This is a genomic window from Pseudomonas sp. CFBP 8772, from assembly GCF_014841665.1.
In the GTDB taxonomy this organism is placed as follows: Bacteria; Pseudomonadota; Gammaproteobacteria; order Pseudomonadales; family Pseudomonadaceae; genus Aquipseudomonas; species Aquipseudomonas graminis_B.
Genome location: NZ_JACYUI010000004.1, coordinates 287,555 through 300,285, shown reverse-complemented (window position 1 = coordinate 300,285; position 12,731 = coordinate 287,555). Strand labels below are relative to the sequence as shown.

Below are 12,731 nucleotides of genomic sequence, written 5' to 3'. Positions count from 1 at the left end.
GTTCCGATGGCTATCAGCATGACCGAAGCGGCCGCCAACCATGTACGCCGCTCCCTCGATGGGCGCGGCAAGGGTGACGGCATTCGTCTGGGCGTTCGCACGACCGGTTGTTCCGGGCTTGCCTACGTGCTCGAGTTCGTCGATGAGCCGGAAAGCGAAGACACGGTGTTCGAGTATCACGGGGTCAAGGTGATCATCGATCCCAAGAGCCTGGTCTACCTTGACGGCACCGAGCTCGATTTCGTCAAGGAAGGGTTGAACGAAGGCTTCAAGTTCAACAATCCCAACTCGCGCGGTGAATGTGGCTGCGGCGAAAGCTTCAACGTCTGAGGCTTATTGTGGGTACTCCTTGTCACTTTGCTTTATTCGACCTGCAGCCGGGCTTCAATCTGGACCTCGACCTGTTGGCGACGCGTTACCGTGAGCTTGCCCGGAGCGTGCACCCCGACCGTTTTGCCGATGCCCCTGAGGCTGAGCAACGGGTTGCGCTGGAGCGCTCCGCCAGTCTGAACGACGCCTACCAAACGCTCAAGAATGCGCCGAAAAGGGCGCGTTACCTGTTGGCGCTAAAGGGCGAAGTTCCGCTGGAAGTCACTGTGCAGGATCCCGAGTTTCTGATGCAGCAGATGCAGTGGCGCGAAGAACTCGAAGATTTGCAGGACGACGCGGATCTGGCGGGTGTTGCGGTATTCAAACGCCGGCTGAAGGTTGCCCAGGAAGAACTGAACGAAAGCTTCGCGGCCTGTTGGGACGATGCTGCACAGCGTGATCAGGCTGAACGGCTGATGCGCCGCATGCAGTTCCTCGACAAGCTCTCCTACGAAGTGCGCCAGCTCGAAGAGCGCCTCGACGATTAACCCCGCGCCGTCCTTCTGGGGCGGCTCGCCAGTGATATCAGAAAAGCAATGGCTCTACTGCAGATCGCCGAACCCGGCCAAGCTCCAAAACCTCATCAGCGTCGCCTGGCTGTCGGGATTGACCTCGGCACCACCAATTCGCTGGTGGCTGCCCTGCGCAGCGGCATCAGTGAGCCGCTCCCCGACGCCAACGGTCAGGTCATCCTGCCGTCCGCCGTTCGCTATCACGCCGATCGTGTCGAAGTAGGCCAGTCGGCCAAGGGTGCGGCTGCGACAGATCCTCTGAATACCATTATTTCCGTCAAGCGCCTCATGGGGCGCGGGATCTCCGACGTGAAGCATTTGGGTGGGCAGTTGCCTTACCGCTTCACCGGTGGGGAATCCCACATGCCGTTCATTGAAACCGTGCAGGGCCCTAAGAGCCCGGTCGAAGTGTCGGCCGACATTCTTAAGGTGCTGCGCCAGCGCGCCGAAGAAACACTGGGTGGCGAACTGGTCGGTGCGGTCATCACCGTTCCCGCCTATTTCGATGACGCTCAGCGTCAGGCCACCAAAGACGCCGCGAAGCTGGCGGGTCTCACCGTCCTGCGCCTGCTCAACGAGCCCACTGCGGCTGCCGTGGCATACGGGCTGGACCAGAACGCAGAGGGCGTGGTCGCGATTTACGATCTGGGCGGCGGCACCTTCGACATCTCGATCCTGCGCCTCACCGGCGGCGTGTTTGAAGTCATGGCCACCGGTGGCGACAGCGCGCTGGGAGGTGATGATTTCGATCACGCCATCGCAACCTGGATCATTGCTGAAGCCGGCCTGTCCGACGACCTCGATCCTGCTGCCCAGCGCCGCTTGATGCAGGCGGCATGTGCGGCGAAGGAATCCCTGACTGACGCCGATTCGGTGGAAGTAGTCCATGGCGAATGGCAGGGCGTTCTGACCCGCGCCGCATTCGATGCCCTCATTGAGCCGATGATCGCCCGCAGTCTCAAAGCTTGCCGTCGTGCCGTTCGTGATTGCGGCATTGAGCTGGATGAAGTCGAAGCCGTGGTCATGGTGGGTGGTTCCACCCGCGTCCCGCGAGTGCGCGAAGCGGTGGCCGAACTGTTCGGCCGCCAGCCGTTGACCGAGATCGACCCCGATCAGGTAGTCGCCATCGGCGCTGCGATTCAGGCCGATACCCTGGCAGGTAACAAGCGCGATGGCGGCGAGCTGTTGCTGCTCGACGTGATCCCGTTGTCCCTGGGGCTGGAGACCATGGGCGGACTGATGGAGAAGGTCATTCCGCGCAACACCACGATCCCGGTGGCCCGCGCCCAGGAGTTCACCACTTATAAGGACGGCCAGTCGGCCATGATGATCCACGTGCTCCAAGGCGAGCGTGAATTGATCAGCGACTGCCGTTCACTGGCGCGTTTTGACCTGCGCGGCATTCCCGCGATGGTCGCCGGCGCCGCGAAAATCCGCGTGACCTTTCAGGTCGACGCCGACGGCCTGCTCAGCGTGTCCGCCCGCGAGCTGGCGTCGGGCGTGGAGTCGAGCATTCAGGTCAAGCCTTCTTATGGCCTGACTGACGGTGAAATCACCTGCATGCTGAAGGATTCGTTCCAGTACGCCAGTGACGACATGGTGGCTCGCGCGCTGCGAGAGCAGCAGGTCGACGCGCAGCGTTTGCTCGAAGCGGTCGAAGGTGCGTTGCAGGCCGATGGCGAACGCTTGCTCGATGCCGAAGAGCGCATGGTGATCGACCTGCAGATGGAAGAACTTCGTGAATTGATGAAGGGCGATGACGGTCCGGCCATCGAGCAGCAGACCAAGCGTCTGTCGCAGGTGACCGATGCGTTCGCCGCCCGCCGCCTGGACTCGACGGTGAAAGCCGCGCTGTCAGGGCGCAACCTGAATGAGATTGAGGAATAACTGATGCCGCAGGTTACATTTCTGCCACACGCCGAGCATTGCCCGGACGGGATGGTTGTCGAGGCCGAAGTCGGCAAGTCGATTCTGGAACTCGCCCACGACCACCACATCGAGATCGAAAGCGCATGCGGCGGCGTCTGCGCCTGCACCACCTGCCACTGCATCATTCGTGCGGGCTTCAACTCCCTCGAAGAAGCGGACGAGCTGGAAGAGGACTATCTTGACCGTGCGTGGGGGCTGGAAGCGCAGTCCCGTCTGGCCTGTCAGGCCAAGGTCGGCACCGAAGACCTCACCGTCGAGATCCCGAAATATTCGCTTAACCACGCTGCCGAAGCGCCGCACTGATCGAGAAGCTGTCATGAGTTACGGTTGGAATGACGTACAACGCATCGCTGAAGAACTCGCCGAGACTCACCCCGGCGTTGACCCTTATTCGGTAGGGTTCACCAAGCTGCAACTGATGATCAAGCAGCTCCCGGATTTCGACGACACCTCTGGCCGCGTCGGCGAGAAAGTGCTGGAGGCGGTCCAGACGCTCTGGGCCGGCGAAATCGACTGATCAGATTTGCACGTTAGGCAATAACATCAAACCCGCGTATAATTCGCGGGTTTAATTTTTCGCAATAATCACTGCTTCTGGAGTTACACCATGGCTGTTCAACGTACTTTCTCGATCATCAAGCCTGATGCTGTTGCCAAAAACGTCATCGGCGAAATCACCACCCGTTTCGAAAAAGCCGGTCTGCGCGTTGTCGCTTCGAAACTGAAGCAACTGTCCAAGGCCGAAGCAGAAGGTTTCTACGCTGAGCACAGCGCCCGTGGTTTCTTCGGTGATCTGGTTGCATTCATGATCTCCGGCCCGGTTGTCGTGCAGGTTCTGGAAGGCGAAAACGCTATCGCTCTGAACCGCGAGCTGATGGGCGCTACCAACCCTAAAGAAGCTGCTGCCGGCACCATCCGCGCTGACTTCGCTGATTCCATCGACGCCAACGCTGTTCACGGCTCCGACTCCGAAGCCGCTGCTGCTCGTGAAATCTCGTACTTCTTCGCTGCTACCGAGGTAACCACTCGCTAAGCTATTGCTGCGAGTGAGGGTGAATCCATGACTGAATCAACTGGCAAAATCAACCTGTTGGGTCTGACCCGGCTGGAAATGGAAAAATTCTTCGAGTCTATCGGGGAGAAACGCTTCCGTGCCGGTCAGGTCATGAAGTGGATTCACCACTTTGGCGTCGATAACTTCGACGCCATGACGAATGTCGGCAAGGCCCTGCGCGAAAAGCTGCAGAGCCGTGCCGAAATTCGCGGTCCAGAAGTCGTCAGCGAGGACATCTCCACCGACGGCACCCGTAAATGGGTCGTCCGTGTCGAGTCCGGCAGCTGCGTCGAGACCGTTTATATTCCGCAAGGCAAACGCGGCACGCTGTGTGTCTCGTCCCAGGCGGGCTGTGCGCTGGACTGCAGTTTCTGCTCCACCGGCAAACAAGGCTTCAACAGCAACCTCACCGCCGCCGAAGTCATTGGCCAGGTGTGGATTGCCAACAAATCTTTCGGCAGTGTCCCGGCTACCGTCGACCGCGCCATCACCAACGTGGTGATGATGGGGATGGGCGAGCCATTGCTGAACTTCGACAATGTCATTGCCGCCATGCATCTGATGATGGATGACCTGGGGTATGGCATTTCCAAGCGCCGCGTGACGCTGTCCACCTCCGGCGTGGTGCCAATGATCGATGAGCTGTCCAAGCACATCGACGTTTCGCTGGCCCTTTCGTTGCACGCGCCCAATGACGCGCTGCGAAACCAGCTGGTGCCGATCAATAAAAAATACCCTCTGAAGATGCTCCTCGAGTCCTGCCGCAACTACATGGCTGCGCTGGGCGAAAAGCGCGTGCTGACCATCGAGTACACGCTGCTCAAGGACATCAACGACAGGCCTGAGCACGCGATCGAGATGATCGAGCTGCTCAAGGACACGCCGTGCAAGGTCAACCTGATCCCGTTCAACCCGTTTCCGCATTCGGGCTACGAACGCCCCAGCAACAACGCAATCCGTCGTTTCCAGGATCTGCTGCATCAAGCCGGCTTCAACGTCACCGTGCGTACCACGCGCGGTGAGGACATCGATGCTGCCTGCGGCCAGTTGGTCGGGCAGGTCATGGACCGCACCCGTCGCAGCGAGCGCTATATCGCTGTGCGAGAGCTCAGTGCCGATGCCGACGTGGTGCAGGCCGCTTCCGCTCGCAATTGAATGCGAATTTGACTGAGAGGATCTCTATGTCCCTGCGCGTTGCGCTGCTGCTCTGTTTTGCCACGCTGCTGGTCGGTTGTGTGTCTACCGGCAACGTCGATCCGCTGAGTACCAGCAAGGGGCGTGAGGAAGCTCGTCAGGCTTACGTGCAATTGGGTTTGGGCTATCTTCAGCAAGGCCAGATGGAGCGTGCGAAGGCGCCTCTGAAAAAAGCGCTTGAGCTGAACGGCTCCGATGCGGATGCCAATGCTGCGCTGGCGCTGGTGTTCCAGGCCGAGATGGAACCGGAACTGGCGAACCAGTATTACCAAAAAGCGTTGTCGGCACGTTCCAAAGACGCGCGAATCCTCAACAATTACGGCAGCTTTCTTTACCAGCAGAAACGTTACAAGGAAGCCTACGAGCGCTTCGAGCAGGCCGCCGAGGATAATCTCTACGCCGAGCGCGCCCGAGTGTTCGAAAACCTCGGCATGACGGCTGTGATGCTTGGGGATCGCGACACCGCCCGTGAGCATTTCGACAAAGCCCTGCGCCTCGATCGTCAGCAGCCACGCGCGTTGCTGGAAATGGCTGAGTTGTCGTACGAAGACAGGCATTATGTGCCGGCACGCGATTACTACGAGCGTTTCAGCCAGTTGAGCGAGCAGAATGCGCGGAGCCTGTTGCTCGGCACGCGGCTGGCGAAGGTGTTTGATGATCGCAACAAGGCAGCCAGCTATGGGCTGCTTCTAAAAAGACTCTATCCCGGTACGCCGGAATATCAGCAATACCTGTCGGAGCAATGATGAAAGCGGCGCATCCCGAAGTTGTAGCAGCCACTCGCACGAACCCAGGCGAAACATTGCGACAGGCCCGCGAGAGCAAGAACTGGTCGCTGCCAGATGTGGCGTTGAGGCTCAACCTCACCGTGACTTCCCTGACTCATCTGGAAGCGGGCGATTTCGACAAGCTCCCCGGCCATACCTTTGCCCGCGGCTATGTCCGCGCGTACGCCAAGCTGCTTGACCTTGATCAAGCTGCATTGGTCAATGCGTTCGATCAGTACACGGGCACCGACGGCAAGGGCAGCAGCGTTCATGCGCTGGGCCGAATCGAAGAGCCCGTACGCCTGTCTCACAATATTCTGCGCATCGTCAGCCTTTTGCTGCTCATCGCATTGATCGGCGGCGGCTTCGTGTGGTGGCAGGATCAAGCGACGCTGCGCGGCAAGGAACCGACCAATCTGGGCATGGAGCATGTCGAAGTCGAAAGCGCCGACGGCACCACCCAGATCCATCCGCTCGACGAGCCGGAAGATCAAGCTGTCGCTCAAGGCCAGACCGCGTTGCCGTTGAACAACGCCGAGCCTGCGTCCGCGCCTGAAGCCCCTGCTGCATCCAGCAGTGCATCCACCAACACGGGCACGGTCACAGGCGCTGCTGTTCCACACAGCACATCGACTACCGCGCCGGTAGCACCTGCACATACCACGTCGACCCCAACCGCGCCGGTCACCACCGTGGCGCCAACGCCTGCGACCACCGCGCCAGTCAACACCGCGCCGAGCGCAACGGCCGACGCCGCGCCTGTACCGGCAGGTGCCGGTCGCGTGCAGGTTCAGTTCGTAAACGATTGCTGGACCCAGGTCACCGATGGCAACGGTAAAGTGCTGATGAGCGGCCTCAAGAAAAAAGGCGACAGCCTCGACGTCAACGGCAAGCCGCCGCTGACCCTGCGCCTGGGCTTTGCTCGCGGCGCGCAGGTGAGCTACAACGGCCAGCCCGTTGATGTGGCACCTTTCACCAGTGGCGAAACTGCTCGCCTGAAGCTAGGGCAATAAGTCATGCACGGCGAATCTCCGATCAAACGTCGCGAATCTCGTAAAATCTGGGTCGGCTCGGTGCCGGTCGGTGGCGATGCCCCGATCGCAGTGCAGAGCATGACCAATAGCGACACCAATGACGTCGCGGCTACCGTGGCACAGATCAACCGTCTGGAAGCCGCCGGCGTGGACATCGTTCGCGTCTCGGTGCCGGACATGGACGCTGCCGAGGCCTTCGGCCGCATCAAGCAGTTGGTCAAGGTCCCGCTGGTCGCTGACATTCATTTCGATTATCGAATCGCCCTGCGCGTTGCCGAGCTGGGCGTCGATTGCCTGCGGATCAACCCGGGCAACATCGGCCGCGAAGACCGCGTCCGCGCGGTGGTCGAGGCGGCCCGCGATCGCGGCATTCCGATCCGTATCGGCGTCAACGCCGGTTCGCTGGAAAAAGACCTGCAGAAGAAGTACGGCGAGCCCACGCCGGCTGCTTTGGTCGAGTCCGCGCTGCGTCACGTCGAGCACCTTGACCGTCTGGATTTCCAGGACTTCAAGGTCAGCGTCAAGGCTTCCGATGTGTTCATGGCGGTCGAGGCGTATCGCCTCCTGGCCAAGCAAATCATCCAGCCGTTGCACCTGGGTATCACTGAAGCGGGCGGTTTGCGCTCAGGCACAGTGAAATCAGCCGTCGGCCTAGGTATGCTGCTGGCCGAAGGGATCGGCGATACCATTCGGATTTCGCTGGCAGCCGATCCGGTTGAAGAAGTGAAGGTCGGTTACGACATCCTCAAGTCGCTGCGCCTGCGTTCCCGTGGCATCAACTTCATCGCCTGCCCGAGCTGCTCGCGGCAGAACTTCGATGTGGTCAAGACCATGAACGAGCTGGAAGGGCGCCTTGAAGATTTGCTGGTGCCGCTGGATGTTGCGGTGATCGGTTGCGTGGTGAACGGTCCCGGCGAGGCGAAAGAAGCCCATGTCGGTCTGACCGGAGGCACGCCGAACCTGATCTACATCGATGGCAAGCCTGCGCAAAAGCTGACAAATGACAATCTGGTCGAACAGCTTGAACGCTTGATCCGTCAGAGAGCGGCCGAAAAGGTCGAGGCCGACGCAGCGCTGATCGCGCGCGGCTAACCCAGTTTCCAAGGAATATTTGTGAGTAAGTCTCTGCAAGCCATTCGTGGCATGAACGACATCCTGCCGGATCAGACGCCGCTGTGGCGCTACTTCGAAGGCACGGTCTCGCGTTTGCTGGATAACTACGGTTATCGCCAGATCCGCATGCCGATCGTCGAGTTCACCGACCTGTTCAAACGCTCCATCGGCGAAGTCACGGACATCGTCGAGAAAGAGATGTACACCTTCGCTGACCGCAATGGCGATTCGCTGACCCTGCGCCCTGAAGGCACGGCGGCCTGCGTGCGTGCGGTCCTCGAACACGGCATCACCGGTGGCGGTCAGGTGCAGAAGCTTTGGTACATCGGCCCGATGTTCCGCCACGAGCGTCCGCAAAAAGGCCGTTATCGTCAGTTTCACCAGATCGGCGTCGAGGTGTTCAACCTCGATGGTCCGGACATCGACGCAGAACTGATCGTACTCACCTGGCGCTTGTGGGGCCTGCTGGGCATCCGCAATGCCGTCAAACTGGAGCTCAACAGCCTGGGCACCAGTGAAGCCCGCGGCCGTTATCGTGAAGCGCTGGTCGAGTATCTCTCGGCGCGTCACGAGCAACTGGACGAAGACAGCCAGCGCCGTCTGAAGACCAACCCGCTGCGTGTGCTCGATACCAAACACCCTGAAACCCAGGCGGTGCTGGTTGATGCACCCAAGCTGGCAGATTACCTGGACGACGAATCCCGGGTTCACTTCGAAGGCCTGAAGGCGCGTCTCGACGCGGCGGGCATTCCGTACGTGATCAACCCGAAGCTGGTTCGTGGCCTGGATTACTACAGCAAAACCGTATTCGAGTGGGTCACTGACCAGCTCGGCGCTCAGGGGACTGTCTGCGCGGGTGGCCGTTACGACGGTCTGGTCGAGCAGATGGGCGGCAAACCGACGTCAGGCGTGGGCTTTGCCATGGGCATCGAACGTCTGGTGCTGCTGCTGGAAACCCTCGACCAGATTCCCGAAGAGATCGCCCGTACGGTCGACGTTTACGTTTGCGCATTCGGCGAGGCCGCCGAGCTTGCAGCGCTGACCCTGTCCGAGCGCTTGCGCGACCAGGCGCCGAACCTGCGTCTGCAAGTCAACGCCGGGGCTGGCAGCTTCAAGAGCCAGTTCAAGAAGGCCGACAAGAGCGGGGCGCTGTACGCGCTGATCCTTGGCGACGAAGAGCTGGCGCGCAAGGAAGTGGGCGTCAAGCCGCTGCGTGGTCAGGGCGAGCAACAAAATATTGCCTGGGATGCTCTGTCCGAGCACCTGGCCACCTGCATTTCGCAGGGTTGAAGCAGATAAAAGCCGATTTAGCGAATAGGAGTATTGGGGTGTCGAGTACCGATGATGATGAGCTGGTTGCCGTAAAGGACTGGTGGCAGCGTAACGGCAAGCCTCTGCTGACCGGCGGCCTGCTCGCGGTGATCGTGGTGTTGGGCTGGCAAGGCTGGCAGCGCTATCAGAACAACCAGGCGCAGGGTGGTTCGGCGCTGTACCAGCAATTGCTGGAAACCGCACTGACGCCAAGCGGCCAGGCTGATGCAGGCCGTGTGGCCGAGATCGCCGGCAAGCTGAAGAGCGAATTCGGTGGCACCGCGTACGCCCAGTACGGCAGCCTGTTCGTGGCCAAAGTGGCTGTGGACACCGGCAAGCTGGATGACGCTGCGAACGAACTGAAATCCGTGACCGACAAGCCGGCCAACGCGACCTTGGGTGAAATCGCCCGTCAGCGTCTGGCTCGTGTCCTCGCTGCACAGAACAAGGCCGAAGACGCGCTGAAGCTGCTCGACGGTCAGGCCGACCAGTCTTTCGCGGCCAGCCGTGAAGAGCTGCGTGGCGACCTGCTGGTTCAGCTGGGTCGCACCGATGACGCTTATGCTGCATACAAAAAGGCCAAGGCGGCGCTTTCCGAAGAAGCGGCTGTTGGCGGTCTGCAAATGAAGCTCGACGATCTGGCGAAAGGGGATGCGTGACGTGATTCGTTGGAAACATGCAGCATTGCTGGCTCTGGCCATTCTGGCCGCGGGTTGCAGCAGCAACAGCAAAAAAGAGCTGCCACCGGCAGAACTCGTCGACTTCAAGCAAGAAGTGACCCTGCAGAAGTTGTGGAGCCGTTCCGTCGGTGACGGTCAGGGCGACATCTACAACATGCTGGTTCCGGCCATCGACGGCGAGAACATCTACGCTTCCGATGCGAACGGCCTGGTCATGGCGATCAACCGCAGCAACGGCGACGTGGTCTGGAAAAAAGAGCTTGAGCAACCGGTATCCGGCGCCGTCGGCGTAGGTTTCGGTCTGGTCATGCTGGGCACGTTGCGCGGCGAAGTCATCGTCCTCGACGAAGCCACTGGCGAGCAGAAGTGGAAAGCCAAGGCGACCAGCGAAGTGCTGTCCGCTCCGGCCACCAACGGCAGTGTCGTGGTTGCCCAGACTCAGGATGACCGGGTTATCGGTTATGACGCCATCACTGGTGATCAGCGCTGGATCTACGAGAGCAGTCCTGCGGTTCTGACATTGCGGGGCACCGGCGCACCGATTGCCACCAGTTCGTTGGCCATCGCTGGGCTGTCGACCGGCAAGGTTGTGGCGCTGGACATCAACAACGGCGTCCCGGCCTGGGAGCAGCGCGTTGCCGTTCCGACAGGTCGTTCCGAGCTGGATCGCGTGGTCGACATCGACGGCGGTTTGCTGCTTTCCGGCAACACGCTGTATGTCGCGACCTATCAGGGCCGCGTAGCCGGCCTGGAACTGCAGAGCGGTCGTGTGCTGTGGCAGCGTGATGCCTCGAGTTATTCGGGTGTGGCGCAGGGCTTCGGCAGCGTTTACGTTTCGCTTGCCAACGGCACCGTGGAAGGCATCGATGAGCGCTCTTCCACCGGTCTGTGGAGCAACGACTCGCTGGCCCGTCGCCAACTCGGCGCGCCGGAAGTGTTCTCCAGCTACGTCGCGGTCGGTGACATGGAAGGCTATCTGCACCTGCTGAGCCAGGTCGATGGCCATTTCGTCGCCCGTGAAAAGATCGACAGCGATGGCCTGCGTGCTCGCCCGCTGGTCTCCGGCAGCACCATTTACGTCTTCGGCAACAGCGGCAAGCTGGAAGCGCTGACGATCAAGTAGTGGCTGTCTATGCTTGAGGCGGTCGAGTATCGGCTTCTTCAGGCGGCCCCGCTTCCATGGGGCCTGCGGCGCTTCGGCGTCGCTCCGAACTCCGGCCGCTGCCTTGCAGCGGCTTTTGTATTTTCTGAAATAACGAAGTGGAGAGCCGCATGGTTCCCGTAATCGCCCTGGTGGGTCGACCGAACGTCGGCAAGTCCACCTTGTTCAACCGCCTGACCAGGACTCGTGACGCCATCGTCGGCGACTTGTCCGGTCTGACCCGTGATCGCCAATACGGTGAGGCCAAGTGGCAAGGGCGCTCCTACATCCTGATCGACACCGGCGGTATCTCCGGTGACGAACACGGCATGGACGAAAAAATGGCCGAGCAGTCGCTGCTGGCCATCGAAGAGGCCGATGTCGTGTTGTTCCTCGTTGACGCCAAAGCAGGCTTCACGGCCGCCGACCAGATGATTGGCGAGCACCTGCGCAAGCGCAACAAGACGTCCTACGTCGTCGCCAACAAGGTCGACAACATCGACCCTGACATGGCCCGCGCCGAGTTCGCACCGCTGGGCATGGGTGACGCGATTCCGGTCGCCGGCGCTCACGGTCGAGGCATCACGCAGATGCTCGAGATCGCCCTGCGCGATTTCCCGAAAGACGCTGACGAAGTCGAAGAAGGCGAAGAAGAGGAAGTCGTCGCCGAAGGTCAGGAAGCCAAGCGCATTCCCGGCCCGAGTGAGAAGGACGGCATCAAGATCGCGATCATCGGCCGCCCTAACGTCGGCAAGTCGACGCTGGTCAACCGGATGCTCGGTGAAGACCGGGTCATCGTCTACGACGAGCCGGGCACTACCCGCGACAGCATTTACATCCCGTTCGAACGCAACGAAGAAAAGTACACGCTGATCGACACCGCCGGTGTCCGCAAGCGCGGCAAGATCCACGAAGAAGTCGAAAAGTTCTCCGTGGTGAAAACCCTGCAGGCAATCAAAGACGCCAACGTGGTGATCTTCGTGATGGACGCCCGCGAAGGCGTCGTCGACCACGACCTCAACCTGCTGGGCTTTGCCCTTGAATCCGGTCGGGCCCTGGTCATCGCGCTGAACAAGTGGGATGGCATGGTGCCGAGCGAGCGCGACTACGTGAAGGTTGAGCTGGAGCGCCGGTTGTTCTTCGTCGACTTCGCCGACATCCACTTCATCTCGGCGCTGCACGGCACCGGCGTAGGTAACCTGTATCAGTCGGTGCAGAACTCGTTCAAATCCGCTGTGACCCGTTGGCCGACCAGCCGTTTGACCCAGATTCTGGAAGACGCAGTCAGCGAGCACGCACCGCCGATGGTGGGCAGCCGCCGCATCAAGCTGCGTTACGCTCACTTGGGTGGCGCAAACCCGCCGTTGATCGTGATCCACGGCAACCAGGTCGAGAAAGTGCCGAAGTCGTACGTCCGGTATCTCGAGAACACCTATCGCCGCGTGCTCAAGCTGGTCGGTACGCCGATCCGCATCGAGTTCAAGGGCGGCGAGAACCCGTATGAAGGCAACAAGAACACGCTGACCGACCGCCAGGTCAACAAGAAGCGTCGGATGATGTCGCACCACAAGAAGGCCGACAAGAAGCGCCGCGACAAGCGCTGATCGTGTAGAGGTCTTTCTCGGAA

General features: G+C 60.5%; 14 protein-coding genes. All 14 read left to right on the top strand.

Annotated elements, in window-relative coordinates; all coding sequences use genetic code 11:
- Positions 1-6: 6 nt before the first annotated feature.
- The 14 genes from iscA (at position 7) to der (ending at position 12,708) form a co-directional block, all read left to right on the top strand.
- Positions 7-330: an iron-sulfur cluster assembly protein IscA gene (gene iscA / locus IFT99_RS11280; protein ID WP_065990022.1), complete on the top strand. Its 324-nt coding sequence runs from the start codon at positions 7-9 to the stop codon at positions 328-330.
- Positions 331-338: 8 nt separating this feature from the next.
- Positions 339-857 carry a co-chaperone HscB gene (gene hscB / locus IFT99_RS11275; protein ID WP_065990020.1) on the top strand — a complete coding sequence of 173 codons (519 nt, stop codon included), beginning with the start codon at positions 339-341 and terminating at the stop codon, positions 855-857.
- A gap of 48 nt (positions 858-905) precedes the next feature.
- The gene (gene hscA, locus IFT99_RS11270) at positions 906-2,768 is read left to right on the top strand and encodes a Fe-S protein assembly chaperone HscA (RefSeq protein WP_192132321.1); all 1,863 of its coding nucleotides are present in this window, start codon (positions 906-908) and stop codon (positions 2,766-2,768) included.
- Positions 2,769-2,771: 3 nt separating this feature from the next.
- Positions 2,772-3,113, top strand: coding sequence for an ISC system 2Fe-2S type ferredoxin (gene fdx, locus IFT99_RS11265; RefSeq protein ID WP_065990018.1), 342 nt, complete (start codon positions 2,772-2,774; stop codon positions 3,111-3,113).
- Positions 3,114-3,126: 13 nt separating this feature from the next.
- A complete protein-coding gene (gene iscX / locus IFT99_RS11260) occupies positions 3,127-3,327 on the top strand; it encodes a Fe-S cluster assembly protein IscX (RefSeq protein WP_192132319.1) in 201 nt (66 codons plus the stop codon).
- A 90-nt stretch (positions 3,328-3,417) separates the two neighbouring features.
- Positions 3,418-3,843, top strand: a complete 426-nt coding sequence (gene ndk / locus IFT99_RS11255) for a nucleoside-diphosphate kinase (protein ID WP_007916882.1) — start codon at positions 3,418-3,420, stop codon at positions 3,841-3,843.
- Positions 3,844-3,870: 27 nt separating this feature from the next.
- Positions 3,871-5,019 (top strand): 23S rRNA (adenine(2503)-C(2))-methyltransferase RlmN, encoded by a 1,149-nt coding sequence (gene rlmN, locus IFT99_RS11250; RefSeq protein ID WP_192132317.1) that lies wholly within the window; start codon positions 3,871-3,873, stop codon positions 5,017-5,019.
- Between the two features lie 26 nt (positions 5,020-5,045).
- Positions 5,046-5,804 carry a type IV pilus biogenesis/stability protein PilW gene (gene pilW, locus IFT99_RS11245; RefSeq protein WP_192132315.1) on the top strand — a complete coding sequence of 253 codons (759 nt, stop codon included), beginning with the start codon at positions 5,046-5,048 and terminating at the stop codon, positions 5,802-5,804.
- On the top strand, positions 5,804-6,838 hold the full coding sequence (locus IFT99_RS11240) for a RodZ domain-containing protein (RefSeq protein WP_192132313.1): 1,035 nt from the start codon (positions 5,804-5,806) through the stop codon (positions 6,836-6,838). Before pilW ends, IFT99_RS11240 begins: the two co-directional genes overlap by 1 nt.
- A 3-nt stretch (positions 6,839-6,841) precedes the next feature.
- Complete coding sequence (gene ispG, locus IFT99_RS11235; protein ID WP_065990008.1) at positions 6,842-7,951, top strand: flavodoxin-dependent (E)-4-hydroxy-3-methylbut-2-enyl-diphosphate synthase; 1,110 nt, start codon at positions 6,842-6,844, stop codon at positions 7,949-7,951.
- A 21-nt stretch (positions 7,952-7,972) separates the two neighbouring features.
- Positions 7,973-9,262: a histidine--tRNA ligase gene (gene hisS, locus IFT99_RS11230; RefSeq protein ID WP_192132311.1), complete on the top strand. Its 1,290-nt coding sequence runs from the start codon at positions 7,973-7,975 to the stop codon at positions 9,260-9,262.
- Between the two features lie 38 nt (positions 9,263-9,300).
- A complete protein-coding gene (locus IFT99_RS11225) occupies positions 9,301-9,942 on the top strand; it encodes a tetratricopeptide repeat protein (RefSeq protein WP_065990005.1) in 642 nt (213 codons plus the stop codon).
- Complete coding sequence (gene bamB / locus IFT99_RS11220; protein ID WP_192132309.1) at positions 9,935-11,086, top strand: outer membrane protein assembly factor BamB; 1,152 nt, start codon at positions 9,935-9,937, stop codon at positions 11,084-11,086. Before IFT99_RS11225 ends, bamB begins: the two co-directional genes overlap by 8 nt.
- Before the next feature lie 149 nt (positions 11,087-11,235).
- Positions 11,236-12,708 (top strand): ribosome biogenesis GTPase Der, encoded by a 1,473-nt coding sequence (gene der / locus IFT99_RS11215; RefSeq protein WP_065990003.1) that lies wholly within the window; start codon positions 11,236-11,238, stop codon positions 12,706-12,708.
- Positions 12,709-12,731: the final 23 nt, after the last annotated feature.

Coding starts and splice junctions, on each gene's coding strand:
- iscA (WP_065990022.1), top strand. CDS start 7: ATGGCTATCAGCATGACCGAAGCGGCCGCCAACCATGTACGCCGCTCC.
- hscA (WP_192132321.1), top strand. CDS start 906: ATGGCTCTACTGCAGATCGCCGAACCCGGCCAAGCTCCAAAACCTCAT.
- fdx (WP_065990018.1), top strand. CDS start 2,772: ATGCCGCAGGTTACATTTCTGCCACACGCCGAGCATTGCCCGGACGGG.
- iscX (WP_192132319.1), top strand. CDS start 3,127: ATGAGTTACGGTTGGAATGACGTACAACGCATCGCTGAAGAACTCGCC.
- ndk (WP_007916882.1), top strand. CDS start 3,418: ATGGCTGTTCAACGTACTTTCTCGATCATCAAGCCTGATGCTGTTGCC.
- rlmN (WP_192132317.1), top strand. CDS start 3,871: ATGACTGAATCAACTGGCAAAATCAACCTGTTGGGTCTGACCCGGCTG.
- pilW (WP_192132315.1), top strand. CDS start 5,046: ATGTCCCTGCGCGTTGCGCTGCTGCTCTGTTTTGCCACGCTGCTGGTC.
- IFT99_RS11240 (WP_192132313.1), top strand. CDS start 5,804: ATGAAAGCGGCGCATCCCGAAGTTGTAGCAGCCACTCGCACGAACCCA.
- ispG (WP_065990008.1), top strand. CDS start 6,842: ATGCACGGCGAATCTCCGATCAAACGTCGCGAATCTCGTAAAATCTGG.
- bamB (WP_192132309.1), top strand. CDS start 9,935: ATGCGTGACGTGATTCGTTGGAAACATGCAGCATTGCTGGCTCTGGCC.
- der (WP_065990003.1), top strand. CDS start 11,236: ATGGTTCCCGTAATCGCCCTGGTGGGTCGACCGAACGTCGGCAAGTCC.